Consider the following 20,090-nt stretch of genomic DNA (forward strand, 5'->3'; position numbering starts at 1 on the left):
AGGCCGCTAGCAACGGCCTGTGGCGAATCTGCGGCGGGACGCCGATTGTGCCGCCTGACCACGCGTCTGTCGCGTGTAAACGGATCGGCGCGGCGAAGGGTTCCGAAAGGACGAAAGTCGCGCCGCGGCCGACATGGTGGCGGGGGAGCGAGTCCATAGTGTGGTGAGGGCGCTAGGGGAGGTGTTCTGCGAAGGATGGGCATCCCGAAGAACACCCATCCCAAACTTTGCCTCAGATTTCTTCTTCGCCGGGAAGCAGGACCTCGCGCTTGCCCGCGTGGTTGGCTTCGCTGATCACGCCTTCCTGCTCCATGCGCTCGATGAGCGAGGCGGCGCGGTTGTAACCAATCGACAGGCGGCGCTGGATGTAGCTGGTGGAGGCCTTCTTGTCCCGGATCACGATGGCCACGGCCTTGTCGTAAATATCGTTGCTCTCGTCGCCGGACCCGCCGCCGAACATGTCGCCCGAGCCGCCCTCGCCATCGCCGTCATCCTCGGTGATGTTGTCGAGGTATTTCGGCGTGCCTTGCGTCTTCAGATGCGCGACGATCTCTTCCACCTCGCCGTCGGAGACGAACGGCCCGTGCACGCGCTGGATGCGCCCACCGCCGGCCATGTAGAGCATGTCGCCCATGCCGAGGAGCTGTTCGGCGCCCTGTTCGCCCAGGATCGTGCGACTGTCGATCTTCGACGTCACCTGGAAGGAGATGCGGGTGGGGAAGTTCGCCTTGATCGTGCCGGTGATGACGTCCACGGAGGGGCGCTGCGTCGCCATGATGAGGTGGATACCCGCCGCACGCGCCATCTGCGCAAGCCGCTGGATCGCGCCCTCAATGTCCTTGCCCGCGACCATCATCAGGTCGGCCATCTCGTCGACCACGACGATGATGTAGGGCATCGGCTCCAGGTTCAGCTCTTCCTCCTCGAAGATCGCCTCGCCGGTCTCGCGGTCGAACCCGGTCTGCACCGTGCGCCGGATGACTTCGCCCTTATTGGCGGCCTGCGCCACGCGGGTGTTGAAGCCGTCGATGTTGCGCACGCTGACCTTCGACATGTTCTTGTAGCGCTGTTCCATCTCGCGAACGGTCCATTTTAGCGCCACGACGGCCTTCTTCGGATCGGTCACAACCGGGGTCAGCAGGTGCGGAATGCCGTCATAGACGGAGAGTTCCAGCATCTTCGGGTCGATCATGATCAGCTTGCACTGCTCGGGATTGAGCTTGTAGAGCAGCGACAGGATCATGGTGTTGATGGCGACCGACTTGCCCGAACCGGTGGTGCCCGCAACGAGCAGGTGCGGCATGCGGGCAAGATCGGCGATCACCGGCTCGCCGCCGATGGTCTTGCCGAGCGTCAGGCCGAGCTTGGCCTTCGTCGTCTCGTAATCGTGCGAGGCGAGCAACTCGCGCAGGAAGACCGTCTCGCGGCGCTGGTTCGGCAATTCGATGCCGATGGCGTTCTTGCCGGGAATGACCGCAACGCGCGCGGAAATCGCCGATATGGAGCGGGCGATATCGTCCGCCAGTCCGATGACGCGCGAGGACTTGATGCCCGGTGCGGGCTCCAGCTCGTAAAGCGTGACGACCGGGCCGGGGCGCACGTGGATGATCTCGCCGCGCACGCCGAAATCCTCCAGCACACCTTCCAGGATACGGGCGTTCTGTTCCAGCGCATCGCTTGAAATGGTCTGGTTGCGGCCGGGGGCCTTGGGCTCGGTCAGAAGCGCCCGCGGCGGTAATTCGTAGGCTTCGAGACCGAGGAAGGAGGTCTGCGCCTCGCGCACCACCCGCTTGCCCGGACGAGGGCGCGGAGCAGGAGCTGCAACGCGCTGGTGCGTCTCCGGCGCAGAACCAGGGCCAGCAATGCCCACCGGCGTGTGCCCGACAGTCGCCGCATCCGGCTCGTCCGCCTTGTAGTCGTAGCCGTCATCCTCGTCGTCGAAGGCGGCATCGGCGCGCGCCAGCGCCTCGCTCAGGCCCCCGCGCGGCTCGTGGCGATCGTCATAGGCGTAGATATCGTCTTCCTCGCTCAGGATCTTGTCGGCAAGCCAGCGACGGAAGGAGCGGCGCGGACGGGCGTCCTCATAAGCTTCTTCTTCATAGAGGATTTGTTCCTGATGCGCATGACGCCGGCGGCCGGATAGGCGGCGGAACGCGGCATCCATCATGTAGCCCCAATGGGCCACGTGACCGAAGAACGTCGCGAAACGCCCGTCGCCGTCGTCCTCATCCTCGTAGTCGTCTTCCTCGTCCTCATAGAGGGGAGCGGCGACATCCGTCTCGAACTGGTTTTTGCCGCGCCGCCGGTCGATCCAGCCCGCTGCATGCAGCATGAGGAGAACGGCGGGGATGCCGAAGCCGAAGGCGCCGACGAGACCCTGAAGGCCGGGCGAAAGGAAACCGGACAAGGCAGCGGGTAGGGCGCCCAGCAGATCGCCGAAGACGCCGCCGAGACCGGTCGGCAGCGGCCAGGTGGAGGGAACTGGCAGGGAGGCGAGCGCACCGGCGGCGCACAGCGTGCCGATGAACCACGTCAGAACCCGCTTGCGGCGGATGCCGAGGCTCTTGCCGGCCACCAGCCGCCAGCCCCAAAGAACGACGGGAAACAGGAAAATGGCGGAGGAAAGCCCGATCACCTGCATGATCAGATCGGCCACGACCGCGCCCGGCGCGCCGAGTGCATTGCGCACGGGGGCATCGGTTGCGTGCGACAGGCTCGGATCTTCCACCGACCATGTGGCGAGTGCTGCAGCAAGTGCGGCGGTGACCGCGATCAGGATGAGCCCGCCCGCGCCCGCAATATTGCGTTTCAGGAGCCGCCGGATACGGTCCTCAGGTTCGACGAATCCCATTGTGGCTCGCGTCGTTCGCATGCGCTATTCCCCTGCGACGTCCGGTACGCCGGCTGTGTTGGACCCCGCCATCGCGGCAATGCGCGACAGGGCGCGCCGCGTCGTGTCGATATCTTCAACCATGGCAATGCGGATGAAATTCGTTCCCGGATTGGTGCCGTCGGCGTGCGTTCGGGCGAGATAGGTCCCCGGCACCACCTTGACGCCCATCTCCAGCCACAACCGCCTGGCCACTTCCACACCGTCGCCCCAGCGCGAGACGTCCAGCCAGACGAAGAAGCCGCCATCGGGCCGCTTGTAGTGGAAGGACGGCCCCAGAATGACTTCCGCCGCATCGAACTTGGCGTTGTAGAGGCGACGGTTCTCCTCCACGTGCGTCTCGTCGGAAAGGGCGGCGACGGCCACGGCCTGCGTGGGCATCGGCACCTGCGGCGCGGCCGAATTGCGGAATGTCGTCCATTCCGCAATGAAGGCCGGGTCTCCGGCTGCAAACCCGCAGCGCAGGCCCGCCAGATTGGAGCGCTTGGACAGCGAATTGAAGGCGATGATGTTGGAGATATCCCCGCCAAGCCCGCGTGCCGCCTGCAAAACGCCCGGCGGCGGGGTGTCGCGATAGATCTCCGAATAGCATTTGCCCGCAAAGACATAGAAGCGATGCTTCCGGGCTAGCTCGATCAGCTTGCACCAGTAGTCGAGCGGCGCGACCGCCCCTTGCGGGTTGGCGGGCGAGGCGAAATAGAACGCGACCGTTCGATCGAGCAGCTCAGGAGCGAGCGCATCGAGATCGGGCAGGAAGCCTGTTTCGGCCGGCGCGCCCAGATAAACGACCTCGGCCTTCGCTTTCGCCGCTCCCAGCGAATAGGGGTGGTAGTAGGGATTGGGCAGCAGGATCGCCGGATTGTCCTTGGCTATCGGCAGGATACATGTGTCGGGATCGATCATCCCGCCCAGCCGATAGCGCCGGTTGAGCCATTGGGCCGCGGCCTTGCGGAAATCTTCGGTTCCGCGAATGGGCGGATAGCGTCGGAAATCGTCCAGATTGGCGTTGAGCACCGGCCCGACGAAGGGCCGCAGCGCATGTCGCGACTCGCCGACGGTGAGCACGATCGACTCCTGACCGGGGTCTAAACTGGCAAGAAGGGCATTGAGGCGCTGAAAGGCGGTGGCCGATTCGGGATCGCGCGTGCGCGAGGACGTGGCCTTTGCTGGTTTCATGGATGAACCGGGACGCAAGTGTTGAACGATAGGCCCAACGCTAGCCCGGAGTGGTTAAACCCGCATTAACCGAGGGCGAGAGCGGGAGGGAGATGGAGCGGCTTGGCTCCCATTTCCCTTCCCCCACAACCTAAAGCAACGTCTCCACATCACCTTCTCCCTCACTCCCGCGGCGGCGTTGGGGCTTGGCGGTGGCAGTGCGGCGGAAGGCCCAGGTGACGTCGGCGCGGTGGCGCAGGCGTTCGTGGATGACGATCTGTTCGGTGTGGCGATGGCCGTGCACGTCGGAGAGGTATATCGATTCCTCCAGCGAAACCTGACAGTCCGGCGCGGTGAATTCCCACGCCTCGCCGTCCGCGCACATCACAAGAACCGCTCCACCGCCACGCACGAGGCTTGCCTTGACGGCCGGGTGCAGATGAAAGCGCACAACGTAGCGGTCCTGATCGCTGGCAGGCGGCGTGCCGACGGGCTCCAGCTTGTCGCGTCCCTCCAGCACGGAGCCGTCCCGCGATAGGCGAATGCCGCGTTCATGGCGCACGTGCTGGGCCGCGTAGCCGTTGTGGCTGGCGTTGATGTGAATGCCGCCATCATCCTCTTCGCGCATCACCGGCACGACCGTCGGACCGGAGACGATCAGCGGCCCGAGCCAGTGGGCGAACGGGTCGCCAGCCAAGAAGCGGCAGGAGGAGGTGGAATTGAATTCCAGCGTGGAGTGAGCGGCGGTGGATCGCGCCACCCTGCGCCAGGTTTCGTGCCCCTTGCCCGATACCCCGCAATTGACCACCAGCAGGTTGCGTCCCGACGACATCTCTAAGCTCAGGCACCCCGCATGGGCCGACTGGCTGAGGGAAGGGGGCGGTGAATGGCCGGTATCCATCACCACAAGCGTGTCTTCGGCAACCAGGCGCTGATAACCGGAATGGGCGGCATCGGAGGGCGGTGTGCCGCGCGCATCGTCATAGGCAAGAACGGTTGCCACCAGATCGCCGGAGGTGGCGCCCATGCCGTTGAAATGGGCGAACGAGCCGCCTCCCATCCGGAAAAACCGGATCATCGGCATCATCCGGTCGACAGCATCCATCATCGCCTGGCTGGGCGGCAGACCCTGGCTGGTGAAGGTCTGGCGAACGGGCAGAAGATCGGCCAGAACTTCCAGAACCGCTCCCGGATTGCGCGAGATATGACCGCCGTCGGGCAGAATCTGGCGAGTCAGTTCGTGGTCCAGCTTCTTCAGGCTGTGGCGGGCAAAACGGCCCTGACCCGACATGGAAATGGACGCGGCCGCCACGGCCATGGTGGCGAGCAGGCGGGGCATGCCGTCCGGCGTCTCGTTCACCGTCTTGCGCAGGTAGCGCACCTGACGGGCGAGCGATTTCAGAAACCGGCGGTAGAAGTCGCGGTCGCAGTTTTCCAGCAGAAGCGGCGACTGGGAAAGCCAGGACAGCACGCGACGTGCGACAACGCCCGACTCCCACGCGATCGGATGCCGTCGTCCGACGAGACGGATCCATTCGTCGATCAGCGCGCGCGCATTGGAGCGCGCCATGGCGGTTTCCGCGGCGCGCAGATGGCACAGCCAGCCGAAACCGTGCAGAGCACGCGCCCAGTCCGGCGAGGGCGGCGTGATCTCGAAGGGCGATTGCCCGCCCACTTCCACGAAATGTCCGGAGAAAACGAAACGGCCTGCGTAAATATCGACGGCGATGGTCGGATCAGCGGTGTGCAGGTCCTGCGGTGCGATCAGCAGGCGCGTGGGCACCGCATTGAAAGGCGCGAGCGCTGAGGCCGGGCCTCCATGCACCCAGCGCAAAAACGCGCACCAGCCATGGGAGGCCACCAGCCGCCACATCCGTGCTTGATCGGACATGGATTCAAGCGCCATCATCGAGCCGCCTCCAGCCACCTTCTCCAACAATGCCGGTATTCCATGCGATTCTGCGACGCTTCCGCCAGTACTGCCGTAGGGAATACAATCGAGTAGCCGCTACCGCCATTGTTTAAAAGTAAAGTCATCACATTAAATTACACTTAACCATATCGGGTGTTGAGGCGCGCAAGGGCACGGTGGAAAAGAAGCGGGAGGTGCGGGGCGAACGGGAGAGGGAGCGGCTACGCCGCAGACCACCCCGAATGAGCAGCAAGGGGAGAGTTGTAACCACACGCCAATATCGAGCGAGGGTCGCTCGGTGCCCACGTTTGGTTACAAGCTTGCCAAGAGTTCCCTCATTCCGGAAAAGTGAGGCGCAAGCCGAACGCTGGTCCGGAATTCAGAAATCAGTGGCGCAAAAGCGCCGTCGTTTTTCTTCCGACTTTCTACTCCATCCGACGCAGCCGACAGGCGAAGAACCCGTCGAGCCCGCCCATGCGCGGTGTCTCGGAGAGTCAGTGGCAGGGCAGGGTGCGAAGATCTCCGGCCGGTGTCACCAGCCCGTCGAGCTCGGTAATCTCATCGGCGGCGATCGGCACGCGTTCCACGCTGGGCACGTCCGTCAGCAGAGCCTCGATCTGGCGTTCGCCCCCTTCCGGCTCCAGCGAGCAGGTGCAATAGACCATCACTCCGCCGGGCTTCAGCCAGCCGAGCGCACGGCGCAGGAAACGGGCCTGAATCTCGGAAAGCGTGACGATATCCGCCTCGCGTTCCGACCAGGGCATGTCCGGGTGACAGCGCGCGGTGCCGGTTGCCGAGCACGGCGCATCGAGCAGGATCGAGTCGAACGTCTCGCCCTGTTCCCAGACGCCGAGATCGGCGGTGCGCACCTCCATCGAAAGCCCGAGCCGCTCCATGTTCTGAGAGACACGCTTCAGTCTGTTCGGCGAGATGTCGACCGCAGTCACCTTCGCGCCCGCTGCAGCCAGTTGCGCGGTCTTGCCGCCCGGCGTAGCACAGAGATCGGCAACGTTGAGACCTGCCACATCGCCCAGAAGTTGGGTGGGAAGGGCGGCGGCTGCATCCTGCACCCACCAGGCGCCTGTCTCGAAACCGGCGAGATCTTCCACCCGGCCCGCTTCCGCAATCCGCAGCGAGCCCGTCGGCAAAACCGTGGCGCCGAGCTTTTCCGCCCAGGCAGCAGCATCCTCGGCGGGCTTCAGGGTGATATCGAGCCCTGGCTCGGCCATATGGGCGGCGGCGATGGCGCGGGCCGTCTCCTCGCCGTAGGCCGCGCTCCAGCGCGCAAACAGCCAGTCGAGCGCATTGAGGCGAACCGCATCCTGAGGGGCTAGAAACGCCTCGCGTTCACGGATCAGACGGTGCAGCACGGCATTGATCAGCCCCTTGTAGGGCTGCGCCTTGCGCTCAGCGCTTGCTTCGTCCACCGCCAGCGAGACGGCGGCATGGCCGGCGACATCCAGAAATAGGATCTCCACGATGGCGACGTGGAGAATGTCCTCCACCCGGTCGGTCTTTTCCGGAATGGGACGGTCGAGCAGCCGGGTCAGCATCTCGGCGATCTGCCCGCGATGGTGCAGCGCCACGCCGACGATGGCGCGCACCAGCGCCCGGTCATTGGCCGCAAGCTCGCGGTAAAAGTTGTTGCCGTGCTCGGTGTCGAATTCGGCCGCCAGCATGCGGCGCGAATGGACCACCTTGCCAAGAATATCGACGGCTGCACGCCGCGTCGCCAGACCCGGCACCGGCTTGCGGGCTGGCCTGCCTTGCGGCGCACCCGTTTTGCGGTCGCCAGTCTTGCCCGAGTGGCGAGCCTGCTTCGGCTTGCCGGAAGAGGAGTTCTTGTTTTCGGCGCGCGCGTTCCTGTTCGGGCGGGCGCCGTTTCCGGAATTGTTAGTCGTCCGGCCGTTCCGGCCGCTCACTTGGCCATGTTCGTTTTATTGTCCGTAGCTTGTCTCGTCTCTCAGCCCCAAGGGCTTGCGCGGGCGATCGTCCGTGTCATCCGGCAGACGGCCCCAGGGGCCCGGCATGCCGCCGCCGCTCTTGCGGGGGCGGCTGTCGCGCGAGGCGGTGAAGCCCGCAGGCGCCATCGGCTTCACGCCGCCGTGGCGGCCCATCTCGCGGTCGATTTCGCGTAGCGCCGCAATGCGGTTCTCCGTCGAGGGGTGAGTTGCAAAGAGGTCGTCCATCTTCTCGCCCGATAGCGGGTTGATGATGAACATGTGCGCGGTCGCCGGTGTCGCCTCGGCTTCTGGATTGCGCACATGTACCACACCGTTCGAGATCTTGGAAAGGGCGGAGGCGAGCGCCATCGGCTTGCCGCTGATTTCCGCACCTCCCCGGTCGGCCGCGTATTCGCGCGTTCGGCTGATCGCCATCTGCACCATCATGGCCGCCAGAGGCGCAACGATTATCGCCACCAGAACGCCGACGAAACCGAACGGGTTGTTGCGGTTGCTGCCGAAGAAGAAGGCGAAGTTGCCGAGCATCGAGATCGCACCGGCAAAGGTCGCGGTGATGGTCATGGTCAGCGTGTCGCGCTTCTTCACATGCGTCAGCTCGTGCGCCATAACGCCCGCGACTTCGTCCGCGTTCAGCATGCGCAGCAGGCCGGTTGTTGCGGCGACGGCGGCGTTTTGAGGATTGCGGCCGGTGGCAAAGGCGTTCGGCTGCTGATTGTTGATGATGTAGACCTTCGGCATCGGCAGATTGGCGTTGCGCGCCAGCTGTTCCACGATCCGGTAGAACTTCGGTGCGGTGCGCGCATCCACCTCCTGCGCGTTGTGCATGCGCAAAACCATCTTGTCGGCGTTCCAGTAGCCGAAGGCGTTCATGGCGAGCGCGATTATGAAGGCGATCGTCATGCCGCCGGTGCCTCCGATCACGAATCCCACGCCCATGAACAGTGCCGTCATGCCGGCAAGCAGCATCGCGGTGCGGATATAGTTCATCGTTTCGGGTTTCCGAATTGTTGCATGGATGCCGGTGGCAGGAGGCTGCAACCGGCATGAACCTACGCTATATAATGGGAACGCGACCGCGCCGCCGCAAGTCTGGCAGTGCTCCCGCATAAGCGGAAAGCCGAGCCAAGGAAAGCCGTTTTCGACGATGAGCGACCAGAAATCCAACGCTTCTGGCGCCCCCGACGCCCCCCAGAACGCCACGCTTGAGAATGATGTCGCAGGCGTGGACGAAATCGGAAACTGCGCCACGGAAATTCGCAAGGCCGGAGATTGGGAGGGCGAAAGGCAAGCCCCGCGCCGCCGCTTCGAGGACCTGCCTCCCGCCGCCCAGCGCGCCCTGATGGAGGCGGAGGAACGCCGCCACAACGCCAAGCCGCTGAACCTGCCCAAGGAGATCAACGGCCGCAAGGGCCCGGAACCCACCCGCTACGGCGACTGGGAAAAGAAGGGCATCGCGAGCGATTTCTGAGGGGAGCAGGCGAGAGCCGGAGTCGGTCGGGGGGCACGTTTTGCCCGAGAATGTTATCCCCGCGCAGGCGGGGATCCAGTAACCCCAGGATCGGGTTGTCGCGCACAAACCGCATACGCCTCTGGAATGCTGGATCCCCGCCTGCGCGGGGATGACAACCGGTGCAATTGGCGCAAAGTACGGGCAATCGGATTGAAAGGCCGTGATGCCAGGTTGCGCCCCTCCGAGCCCCCCATTTTAACGCCATCGTCGCAAAGCCCGTAAAGCTGCCTTCCGGACTCAGCGCATTCGTGTTAGAGCGCGGCCAATCCCGTTCCCGCAGTACTCTTTATCACGAGGCTTCTTTCATGACCGTCGTGTCCAAAACCGTTCCCGTTCCTGAACTGGTGAACGTCAAGTGCGCGCTTCTTTCCGTCTCCGACAAGACCGGGTTGATCGATTTCGCCCGAGCGCTGTCGCAAAAGGGTATCGAACTCGTCTCAACCGGTGGAACGCGCAAGGCGATCGCCGAGGCCGGTATCCCGGTCATCGATATCTCGGAAGTGACTGGTTTTCCCGAGATCATGGACGGTCGCGTGAAGACGCTGCACCCGAAGGTCCACGGCGGTCTGCTCGCCATTCGCGACGACGCCGACCACGCCAAGGCGATGACGGATCACGGCATCGAGGGCATCGACCTGCTGGTCGTCAACCTCTATCCCTTCGAGGAGACTGTGGCGGCAGGTGCCGATGCGGCGACCGTGATCGAGAACATCGATATTGGCGGCCCGGCCATGATCCGCGCCGGTGCCAAGAACCAAGCCTACGTTTCGGTCGTGGTCGATCCTGCCGACTATTCCAAGGTGCTGGAAGCGCTTGAGGCCAATGGCGGACAGATGCCTCTGGCCGTTCGCCGCAAGCTCGCCGCCAAGGCCTATGCCCGCACCGGTGCCTATGACGCAGCCGTTTCCGGCTGGTTCGCCGAGCAGCTCGACGACGTGACCCCTGACTACCGCGTCTTCGGTGGCAAGCTGGCGGAGATCATGCGCTACGGCGAGAACCCGCACCAGAAGGCGGGCTTCTACAAGACCGGCGACAACCGTCCCGGCGTCGCCACCGCCCGTCAGCTTCAGGGCAAGCAGCTCTCCTACAACAACATCAACGACACCGACGCCGCTTTCGAGATGGTGGCGGAGTTCGATCCCGCTCGCACCGCGGCCGTTGCCATCATCAAGCACGCCAACCCCTGCGGCGTGGCGGAGGGCTCCTCGCTGGTTGACGCCTACAAGAAGGCGCTGGCCTGCGATCCGGTCTCCGCTTTCGGTGGCATTGTCGCGCTGAACGGCAAGCTGGGCGAGGCCGCCGCCGCCGAGATCACCAAGATCTTCACCGAGGTGATCATCGCCCCCGATGCGGACGAGGCGGCGATCGAGCTGGTCAAGAAGAAGAACCTGCGCCTGCTGCTGACCGGCGGTCTGCTGGATCCGAAGGCGGCCGGGGTGTTCTTCAAGTCGGTTTCCGGCGGTCTGCTGGTGCAGGCCCGCGATAATGGCAGCGTCGACGACGTCGACCTGAAGGTCGTCACCAAGCGTGCGCCCACCGAGCAGGAACTGGCCGATCTGAAGTTCGCCTTCCGCGTCGCCAAGCACGTCAAGTCGAACGCCATCGTCTACGTCAAGGACGGGGCAACGGTCGGCGTCGGTGCAGGCCAGATGAGCCGGGTGGACTCAACCCGCATCGCCGCGTACAAGGCCGAGGACGCGGCCAAGGCAGCCGGGCTCGCCGAGCCGCTCACCAAGGGCTGCGTGGTGGCCTCGGACGCCTTCTTCCCCTTCGCCGACGGCTTGCTGTCTGCGGCGGAAGCCGGTGCCACGGCCGTGATCCAGCCGGGCGGCTCGATCCGCGACGATGAGGTCATCAAGGCTGCCGACGAGGCGGACCTTGCCATGGTGCTGACGGGCATGCGCCACTTCCGCCACTGATCGACGGTACAGCGCTAATGAAAAGAAAGGGTCGGCTTGTCCGGCCCTTTTTCTTTGCTTGGCCCATCCTTCGAGATGCCCGCTAACGCGGGCTTCTCAGTACCTGGCCAGGAAATGGTATAGGGTTGTGTGTCCTTGAATTCTCCCAGTCATCCCGGGCTCCGACCCGGGATCCATGCCGCGATGCATCCATGCGGGAGGAGGTTGAAACGGCGAAAGAACTTACCCCTCCCGTGCTGATGGATCACGGCATGGATTGCCGGTCGGAGCCGGTAATGACGCGGAGAGTTCAGACCAAAGAACAGACGACCATTCCGGGCGAGACACTGAAGAGTCGTCGCGGACGCCGTTTCGGAGGATGGGCTTCATCGCGAAACCGCGCCACTCATTCAACAACGCGGCCCCGAAACAAGAGTAAGGTCAGTTCGGGCAAAGATGTCCCGTCTTGGCAAGGCATTTCTGCTGGCGGGCGGGCTCGCCCCAGAAAGCCTTGTGGAACGGTAGGTTCGGGTTGTAGTGGACCTTAGCCGTGGCGCGCCCGTCCGGTGTGTTGTAGTTACCGGCCTTCTTCGCCTTTTCGCACCGTTCGCGCTGCTCTGGCTTTGAGGGCTTTGCGGCTTCGGCGGGCACGTTGTGAACAGCGGTGGAGGCGATCATGATCGCTGCAATCAGGCGGACGGTTCGCACGGCAAATCCCTTCACGGAATCAAAAAATATAGTGCGATGAAGCGTGTTCGGTAAATGACGTAAAGTCAAATCGGATGTCCGGGCGTGGGCGGAACGGAGAATATCCGGACAACAAAGCCGCCGACCTCACGGTCGGCGGCTTTGTTGTTTCAAATCGAATGAACGGCTTCGCCTGTCTCAGAACTTGTAGGAGAAGCGGGCCGAACCTTCGTTCTGCATCGCGTTTGCGGAGAACTGACAGGAATAGTCGATGCTGAGCGAGGTGTCTTCGGTGAGCTTGAAGTCGATGCCCGCGCCCACCAGCGCCACGTCCTCGTCGATTGGTGCGCCGTCGACCTGGAAGGCCGTGCCGCCCGAAAGACTGTTGGTCGTCACCGGGGTGGTGTCGCCGAAGGCATGCCACCAGCCGGCCATGGCCGACAACCGCAGAGCCTTGCCTTGGATATCGACGTTCGTGGAGGCTCGAAGCCCCAGCGTCGTGTAGGTGAGCTCGGAGGTCGCATCCTCAACGGTCAGGGCAGCCGCCCCACCGCTCTCGGTGTAGCCGTCGGTGTCGAGGTTGATGTAGTTGATGTCGGCATAGGGCATCAGCTCCACGGCCTTTTCCTTCATCTTCAGATCGAACGCATAACCGAGTTCGCCGAAGAACTGATAGGAGCGGGCGTCCGTGTCGCCGGAAAGATGCTCGGAAAAGGCGCCGAAGGCGACGTTGCGGTCGGTGTCGATGTCATGCCAGGCAAAGCCGCCGCCGCCCGACAGCCGGAAGACGCGGAACTGGGTGCCTGCATAGGCGCCGATCTAGTAGGCGTCGTCGGAAGAAGACGACCCGACGCTGTCGGCATTGTATTCGCCGTGCTGGTAGCCCGCGAAGACGCCGAAGCAGGTCTCGCCCATGGCCGCGTCCGCACCGACCATCACATCGGCAGCAGAGGTGTCGAGCGAGGCCGTGTTGGCGGTTGTGTCGACGGAACCGACCGAGCCATAGGCTCGCATCCAGGTGGTGTAGTAGATGGCAATCTCAGCCGCCGCGCCGTGGGTGGCGATCTGCATGCTGGGCAGGATCTCGCCGGAGGCGTCGAACGCCTGGTTGACGCGGCCTTCGATGGTGGCGCCGACGAGGGTGGCGTTCTGCGAGATGGCACCCTGCGTGGAGGCGGCGTGCTCGCCGTCGACCTGATTGTAGGCGTTGCGCGCTCCGCTCTCGCTGAGCGTCAGGATGGCGGCATAGACGTCGTTGTCATGATCGCTGTAGTCAAGCGCGGTCGCGACCGACTTCTGGTTCTTCGTGTTCGCCACATCCTCGAGGGTCGTGTCATTGCGCGACACGTTGAGCACGACGGAGCTGGAGCTGGAGTAGTCGAGCGAAAGATCGAGGAAGGCGTAGAGGCTCTCGGAGATCGAGGAGATATCGTCGAACGTTCCGGTATATCCACCCGTTGCGGTCAGGATGGTGAAGTCCAGCGAGGTCCCGTTCTCGAAGCCGCTTTCGGTCAGGGTGTCGCCGTCGAGGTAGATCACGGGCATGACCGTACCAGACAGCGAGGCAGTGCCCGTAACCGAGATCAGAGAAGACGTCCAGTCGATGTCGCTGGTCTGCTGATTGGTCGTGCCGACCACGTAGACCTGCAGGGTGCTTCCGCTTTCCAGAGTTAAGGTTGCCGGTGATCGACAGGGTGTGGCCGCTGGAAAAATCCGAGAGATCCTCGAAGATAGCGGAAAAGAGGGCGTGGTCTTCGACCGTCACATCGCCGGTAATTGTCGCATCGCCATAGGAGCTCAATACGCCAAATGAGCCGACGGTGACGCCGCTTGTCGCGACAAGTGTGGCGCCATCCTTAAGAAAAAGCTCCGAATAGCCGTTGCCGTTCGAGGAAACCGAAATCGTGCCGGCCGAAGTGCTGGTGTTGCTGCCAAGGTAGACAATGGCGCCGTATTCCACGGCGAGGGACAATAGGGTGCTTGATGTGCCGCCGTTGAGATCGATCTCGCCTTTGCCTGTCACGGTCAGGCCGCCGGTGCCGGTGATGGTACTGGAAATCGTGACGGTCGAGCTGTAATTGCCGCCGGACGTGAAGTCGATCGTGGAGGATGTACCTGTCGTGACGTTGACGGTGTTCGGCCAGGTGAGGTCAATGTCGTTTCTGACCTTGAGTGTGTCCCCTGACAGGGTGAGGGTGGACGACGTGTCGCCAAGCGACGTGGCGGAGGTGATTGCCACGGTGCCGGACGTCAGCGTGACGCCGCCGGTGAAGGAGTTGTCGCCCGAAAGCGTCACCGTGTGGCCGTCGGAATCGATCTCCAGCGCACCGTCGCCGGTGAGAGTGGAGCCTGATGCTGAGTCGAGCGTCGTCGTGCCGGTCTCCACGTCGATTGCATAGCCGGTGACGGTTGTGCCGTCACTGTCATAGCCGCCCGAGATCGTGCCGTTATTGGTGATCGTGATGGTGCCGTTGGCCAGAATGCCGGCACCGCCTGTTCCGTCTGAGCCGTCGTCGGCTGAATTCGGAGTACGCGGGGCCGCCGTGTTGCCGTCAATACTCACACTTAAGGTGGAGCCGTCGTCGCCGTCGGTGCCGGCTTCGCCTCCTGCAAAGGCCGGGACGGCGGCGAGCGTCAGTGCCAAGACGGCGGCACTGGCGAGCAGCGCGCTACGGCGCAGGCTTCCGGTCCAGCGCGTGATCGACAAAGCCGCGGCTCGCTTGTGAAAGATGAAGGTGTGCGGTGAACTGTCACGTGCCTGCTTCCCCAGCAGGGCCGTTTTTCGGCGATCACGAAGGGTGGCATGCGCGTTTCCTGTAGCCGGACACCCGCAGGGCGCCGGCCTGGTAATTCAGTCCCCTCAACGTGATCGCTCATTTGGACCTGGCGCCGAATACTTCGCTCGCAAATTTGGCCCGAGGTTGAATCGACTACGTATGACTTAATTCCAAAAAATCTCTAAAACTTCAATTTGAAATATTATATTTTCAAAATAAATATCGAATAAATTGAACAAAATATAAGATATTTCAAATAATATATATTTTATTTATATAATTAATATTTTAAGATAATAGGGGAATGAAAATATATAATATATAATATAATAAATTAGCTGTTTAATTATGATGTATTGGCCGGTTAGGTCGACCAAATAAGAAGCCGAAATAGTCGGCTTTCAGGGGCTTGTCGTCGGTAGAACAAGGTGCTTCATCCGTCTGTTACGGATCTTGCGGTCCCGGGGCGCCTTTAACGCGGCGTTATTCCTTAAGGGCACGGGATTGGCGGCGCTCGTGTCATTGCGGCAAATTCAGCCGGTATCACACCGCCGCTAAACTGCGGCGCTGTTGGAGGAAATCAAGATGTAAGATCTTACATCTGGCCCGAGAGCGCTGATTACTTTCTGTTGCTGAATCTCGGATCCGGCGAACCGGGCTGCGGGGTGTTGAGACCGCGCCCGTGATTTGCGCATCACTCGCCCGTTGCCCGCATGGCAGGGACTTTCGCCAGAAGCAGCGCTCCCAGTGCGAACAACACGATGATCGCCGAGATGCCGACGCGCTGACTGCCCGAAAACGCGGTGAGCGCGGCAACCGTCAACGGCTCGACAAAGCTCGTCGCCTTGCCCGCCAGCGCATAGAGATCGAAGATTTCAGTGATCCTGCAGGGTGGGCTCAGATTAATGAGCAATGTGCACGAGGCCGTCTGCAAGGGCACCGCGGCCGCCCCGATAAAGCCGCCGAGCACCAGATAGAGCAGCTCCGGCACGGAGCCGAACAGCGCCCCCGGAGCGGGCGGTGCGACGTCGATCACGAACAGGATCGTGTCGCGGTCGATGGAAACGATGGCCGCGCAGCACATCGACAGGATGGCGATGGCCCCGATCAGCACCGGCCGTGGGCCGAACCTGTCATCGAGAAATCCGCCCACGAGCGCCCCGGCCGTTCCCGTCACCGTCAGCAGGATGCCGAAAAGTTCGATTTGCAAGGCCTGCCAGCCGAGTTGCCCGGCCGCGAAAGTGCCGCCGAAGGCAAAAAGCGCGGTCAGCGCACCGCGATAGGCCATGGAGGCTGCGAGAAAAAGCCAGATGGTCTTTTCCTTGCGCGCATGGGCGAGGCTTTTGCGCAGGGAGGAAAGCCCCAATCCCACAGCGCGCGTAACCTGCATCTTGCGTGACGTGTCGGGGACGAAGACGAAGGGCGGCAGCACGAAGACGAGATACCAGATTGTGGTCATCGGTCCGGAGGACCGATCGCCTGCATGCGTTGCGGGATCAAGCCCGAGAATGGGCGCAAATCCGAGGATCGTGCGCCCCGTCTGCGTGTCGGCTGCCAGAAATCCCAGCACGACGACGAGACTGACGAACCCGCCCAGATAGTCCATTGCCCAGCCGATGCCGGAAAGTTGTCCGAGCTGCTTGGGGCTCATGAGATCGGGCATCATGGCGTTGGTGAAGACGGTTGCGAATTCAGCCCCGAGCGTTGCCAGCCCATAGGCCGCGAGTGCGATGGAAACAGCGCCGGTGTTTCGGGAGCCGCCAACCATAGGGCGCCCGCGCCCGCAATCAGCATGAGAGAAAAGACGGCGATCCAGGGTTCCGACGCCCCGCCGCATCGGCCATTGCCCCAAGCATGGGCGAGGCGAGCGCAATGACGAGCCCCACGCCGCCTGCCGCATATCCCCAAAGGCTCTGGCCCTGTGCCGGGTCGGCGGCCAGATGGCTCGCGAAATAGGGCGCAAAGACGAAGGTGGTGATCAGCGTGAAATAGGGCTGCGCCGCCCAGTCGAACAACACCCACGAGACGAGGGCGGCGAAGGAGGCGGTTCGGGCGGGAGGGCGAGGCACTGGCGGAATGACGGTCAGGGCGCGGGCTCCGGAACAGGATCACGTAACAATATTCCTCAACGTTGTGTAAGTGCGAGGAAAGGAACGTGAATGGACTTCTTAGGGGTGGAAAAGAGAGGATTTATATAATATATAAAATATTTTGTATAAATACGATGTATATTTTTTTAAGGAATGGTTGAAAGTGGTATTTTTCTGTAATTAAAGCGTTGACCGACCTTTGGTCGGAGTTTCGGTAAATCCTGAGGAGCTATTTTAAAAAGAAATTGGAGGAGAAATCGATATGACGGGCTCGAGCAGTTATTCGAAATGGTCGATCTCCTGTAAGTCCGGAAGTTCCGGAAGTCCGGGGACTGCCCATGTCATGGTCGATGATTCCGACATGACAAGTGGGGCGGAAAAATTCTTTGCCAAGGGTGTTGCCTACAGCCCTATTCCTGCCGGGAGCAGCACCTATCTGTCGCAACTGGGCGACTGGTTTTACGACGTGCCCGGTATCACGGGGGCCTGGAGTCAGATCTGGGAACGCGACCTCCCCAAGATGAAGGCGACGGGCCTCAATGTCCTGAAAACCTATTTCTTCTGGCCGAAGGATCCGCCGTCATCCGACCAGATGACGAACTGGAAAACGATCGTCGGAGCGGAAAAGATCGCGAGTACGATGACTTTCTGAAGGCGGCGCGGAAGACCGGGCTCTACGTTCTGATCGGAGTGGCGCTCGATGCAGGAAACATCTTCGACAATGCCTCTCCCTCCAGCGCCAAGGACTATTACCTGTGGGTGTGTCAGGAGTTGGCGAAGCGATACGGCAGCAATCCGGCGGTGATGGGGTTCGTGCTGGGCAATGAGATGAACAACCCGACCCGGCTCCAGAGCGAGACTTTCTGGAGCATCAACGTCGAGTTCGTGAAGGAGGTCCGCAAGCATGCTCCCGGCAAGCTCATTTTGCAGGCGATGCAGAATGATGGCGACCTGTTCACCTACACTGTCGGGATCGGGAAGAATTCCGAGGCCTTGATCAAGAAATATGCGGATCACTACGACCTTTGGGTTGTGAATATCTTCGAAGGTAATAGCTTCGATACGTTCCTAGAACGCTTCAAGAAGCAGGTCTCGGAAAATGATTACATCCTCCCGATCATGTTTACCGAATACGGTGTTCCCGCCAGTGAAAACAAGACGGTGAACGGAGGTGAGACCGTCGTTGAGCTGAAGGACAACGCGAAGATCGTCGGGACGTATCTCTCCGAACTCTATACCAGCATGACCCAGAAAAAGTATCTGGGCTATTATTGCGGTGGGACCTATTTCGAATATTGCGACGAATGGTGGAAAGGCAACGGGACGGGGATCTGCGATCACACGACGCCATCCCAGAATGCTGCGCCCGATTTCCCGGGAGGCTCCTGGGAGTCTGCATGGTGGGGGCTTTATTCGATCGTCCCGACCGGAAGGACCTGCACTGACGGTCCTTGGGACGCCAGCACGAATGCTCCCTATCCTGCGGACACATTGGCTAACCGGCATGCTGTAACGGTCATGATGGGTCTGACCATTCCTTTCGGATACGTGGGCGGTTCCTGAGACGTGACCTCTGCATGAGGCGATCTTCCTCTCCCCGTTCCGGACAGGAGATCGGGGAGAGGCGGCGATGTTGAGGCGAAAAATGCCAGGAAAAGATATTAAATTATTTTTTAATCGACCTGATAGGTCTGTAAATTCAGGACGAATATATGGAATAAAGAGTGAGTCATATAGTAATTATTGTGATATATATGATTCTAGTGATGAATTGCTCGATGAATTACATGAGATTTTTAATAAGTCGGAGATGTCAGTATCGATATCTGTGCCAAGCTCAGAGGCTTTGCAACCAATAGCCAATGGGCCAATCGCTGAGAAAACGCTTCTAGATATGTTCGAAAAAGGTGCCGATGGTATCTGGCGCTTCAGGCATGGTGAAAGTGAAAAGCATGAATGCAAGGAAGTCTTTGGTTTCAAATATGCTGAAAAGTGGCTTCGGGCGGTAGCTGCACTTGCTAACAACGAGGGCGGCTATGTGGTGTTTGGGGTGACGGACAAAAAGTCAACGGTGGTAAGATCGATCCCGATATCCTTAGAGTTGTTGGTCTAACCAAGCTTGATTTTGAAAATGCGGACCCCGCAGACTTCAAAAAGCTAATCAAATCAACTTTTGATCCAACTCCTAAAGTCGAAACTGCTTTGGTTACTATCGAAGGTACTAAAGTCGGAATTATGTATGTTCACCAGCATGGTTCGCGTCCAATTATTGCAATAAAGGGCAATGGTGACCAAATCAAAGAAGGAGATATTTTTTTCCGTTATCCGGGGCAATCAGCTCGAATAAAATACAGTGATCTTCGCTCACTCCTTGACGAACGAGATCTCAGCTAGAGAGCAGATTCTCCCGATGGTGGAAAAGCTGCTTCGACTAGGGCCTCGTGATGCAATGATCGCGGACCTCGCAGGTGGCGTTCTGAGTGGGGAAAAGCATTCTATTGTCATTGGTGAAGATCTTCTGGACCGAATAAAATTTATTCGCGAGGGTGAGTTCAGTGAAAAATCAGGTGAAACCACCCTCAAGTTAGTTGGCGAAGTGCAAGCTATTAATGCTGCGACTGCTGTTCTGTATAAGGGATTCGCGACGACGGCCGATCTAAGCGCCGATTTTCTAGAGGAACGTTCGCCCTACGATCCCAAGGACTATATCCGATGTGCAGTCGAGGTCGGCAATGGGGCTTGGCTCCCGATGCACTTCTATGCCCAAAAAGCTAGTCTTAACCGTAAAGGTTTTGCAAACTTCATTAAATCGACAAAGGTAACCGCGAAAAGAAAAGAAACTTACGTGGCTCGTGCGCTTGGAACGAGCAGTGCTTTTCACAAGGCCAGCGGCGGTGCGCTTCCGGCGCTGGAGGAACTTAAAGGCGGGAAAATTCCATCTTTAGTCAACATTGACGAAGCCGCGAATGTAGATCGCGCGATTAGAAATCTCGAAACTAAGCCGCATATACCTTTAAAGAATCTCTTGAGTTTACTAAAGGATTGTTGGTCTGTCGTCGAGACAATAAAGCCGAACATTCTGGGTGTTTTAATAAAAGCCATAACCCAAGTCGATGAGTTGTATTTTTCGAGTAAAATTGAGGATTAGAGGTATAATAACATTATCTCTTACATCAAGTATGGGTTGTATATTATACGTAATATATA

15 protein-coding genes and 1 pseudogene are annotated in these 20,090 nt (G+C 60.6%); 6 read left to right on the plus strand and 10 right to left on the minus strand.

The features are described 5' to 3' along the window. Positions 1-232: 232 nt before the first annotated feature. The 5 genes from QNJ43_RS12100 to htpX all read right to left on the minus strand — a co-directional run bounded on the left by QNJ43_RS12100 (position 233) and on the right by htpX (position 8,908). Positions 233-2,851 (minus strand): DNA translocase FtsK, encoded by a 2,619-nt coding sequence (locus QNJ43_RS12100; RefSeq protein WP_300470304.1) that lies wholly within the window; start codon positions 2,849-2,851, stop codon positions 233-235. A gap of 24 nt (positions 2,852-2,875) precedes the next feature. Next, entirely contained in the window at positions 2,876-4,066 is a 1,191-nt protein-coding gene (locus QNJ43_RS12105) for an aminotransferase class I/II-fold pyridoxal phosphate-dependent enzyme (protein ID WP_300470307.1), read from the minus strand. Between the two features lie 130 nt (positions 4,067-4,196). After that, positions 4,197-5,972, minus strand: coding sequence for a heparinase II/III family protein (locus QNJ43_RS12110; protein WP_300470309.1), 1,776 nt, complete (start codon positions 5,970-5,972; stop codon positions 4,197-4,199). A 479-nt stretch (positions 5,973-6,451) separates the two neighbouring features. Next, positions 6,452-7,879 carry a transcription antitermination factor NusB gene (locus QNJ43_RS12115; protein ID WP_346432950.1) on the minus strand — a complete coding sequence of 476 codons (1,428 nt, stop codon included), beginning with the start codon at positions 7,877-7,879 and terminating at the stop codon, positions 6,452-6,454. 15 nt (positions 7,880-7,894) lie between these two features. Next, complete coding sequence (gene htpX / locus QNJ43_RS12120) at positions 7,895-8,908, minus strand: zinc metalloprotease HtpX (RefSeq protein WP_300470312.1); 1,014 nt, start codon at positions 8,906-8,908, stop codon at positions 7,895-7,897. A 265-nt stretch (positions 8,909-9,173) separates the two neighbouring features. On the opposite strand from htpX, the gene QNJ43_RS12125 reads away from it, so the two are divergent. Together QNJ43_RS12125 and purH are read left to right on the plus strand one after the other, a co-directional pair. Further along, positions 9,174-9,389 carry a DUF1674 domain-containing protein gene (locus tag QNJ43_RS12125; protein ID WP_300470358.1) on the plus strand — a complete coding sequence of 72 codons (216 nt, stop codon included), beginning with the start codon at positions 9,174-9,176 and terminating at the stop codon, positions 9,387-9,389. A gap of 347 nt (positions 9,390-9,736) precedes the next feature. Continuing rightward, a complete protein-coding gene (purH, locus tag QNJ43_RS12130) occupies positions 9,737-11,350 on the plus strand; it encodes a bifunctional phosphoribosylaminoimidazolecarboxamide formyltransferase/IMP cyclohydrolase (protein ID WP_300470314.1) in 1,614 nt (537 codons plus the stop codon). Positions 11,351-11,770: 420 nt separating this feature from the next. Here the strand turns inward: purH and QNJ43_RS12135 are convergent, their stop codons facing one another. The 5 genes and pseudogenes from QNJ43_RS12135 to QNJ43_RS27100 all read right to left on the minus strand — a co-directional run bounded on the left by QNJ43_RS12135 (position 11,771) and on the right by QNJ43_RS27100 (position 16,862). Beyond that, positions 11,771-12,037: a hypothetical protein gene (locus QNJ43_RS12135; RefSeq protein ID WP_300470316.1), complete on the minus strand. Its 267-nt coding sequence runs from the start codon at positions 12,035-12,037 to the stop codon at positions 11,771-11,773. A 177-nt stretch (positions 12,038-12,214) separates the two neighbouring features. Further along, positions 12,215-13,087, minus strand: a pseudogene (locus tag QNJ43_RS12140) (autotransporter outer membrane beta-barrel domain-containing protein). Between the two features lie 262 nt (positions 13,088-13,349). Next, positions 13,350-14,723: a hypothetical protein gene (locus QNJ43_RS12145; RefSeq protein ID WP_300470368.1), complete on the minus strand. Its 1,374-nt coding sequence runs from the start codon at positions 14,721-14,723 to the stop codon at positions 13,350-13,352. A gap of 764 nt (positions 14,724-15,487) precedes the next feature. After that, positions 15,488-16,561, minus strand: a complete 1,074-nt coding sequence (locus QNJ43_RS12150; RefSeq protein ID WP_346432951.1) for an MFS transporter — start codon at positions 16,559-16,561, stop codon at positions 15,488-15,490. A 19-nt stretch (positions 16,562-16,580) separates the two neighbouring features. Further along, complete coding sequence (locus tag QNJ43_RS27100) at positions 16,581-16,862, minus strand: hypothetical protein (protein WP_346432952.1); 282 nt, start codon at positions 16,860-16,862, stop codon at positions 16,581-16,583. Positions 16,863-17,226: 364 nt separating this feature from the next. Between QNJ43_RS27100 and QNJ43_RS12155 the strand changes: the two genes are divergently transcribed. The 4 genes from QNJ43_RS12155 (at position 17,227) to QNJ43_RS12170 (ending at position 20,031) form a co-directional block, all read left to right on the plus strand. Continuing rightward, entirely contained in the window at positions 17,227-17,535 is a 309-nt protein-coding gene (locus tag QNJ43_RS12155) for a hypothetical protein (RefSeq protein WP_300470318.1), read from the plus strand. A 38-nt stretch (positions 17,536-17,573) separates the two neighbouring features. Further along, positions 17,574-18,446 (plus strand): hypothetical protein, encoded by an 873-nt coding sequence (locus QNJ43_RS12160; RefSeq protein WP_300470320.1) that lies wholly within the window; start codon positions 17,574-17,576, stop codon positions 18,444-18,446. A 67-nt stretch (positions 18,447-18,513) separates the two neighbouring features. Next, positions 18,514-18,996: an ATP-binding protein gene (locus QNJ43_RS12165; RefSeq protein WP_300470323.1), complete on the plus strand. Its 483-nt coding sequence runs from the start codon at positions 18,514-18,516 to the stop codon at positions 18,994-18,996. Positions 18,997-19,254: 258 nt separating this feature from the next. After that, on the plus strand, positions 19,255-20,031 hold the full coding sequence (locus QNJ43_RS12170) for a hypothetical protein (protein ID WP_300470325.1): 777 nt from the start codon (positions 19,255-19,257) through the stop codon (positions 20,029-20,031). Positions 20,032-20,090: the final 59 nt, after the last annotated feature.

The organism is Breoghania sp. (assembly GCF_030066895.1).
Lineage (GTDB): Bacteria > Pseudomonadota > Alphaproteobacteria > Rhizobiales > Stappiaceae > Breoghania.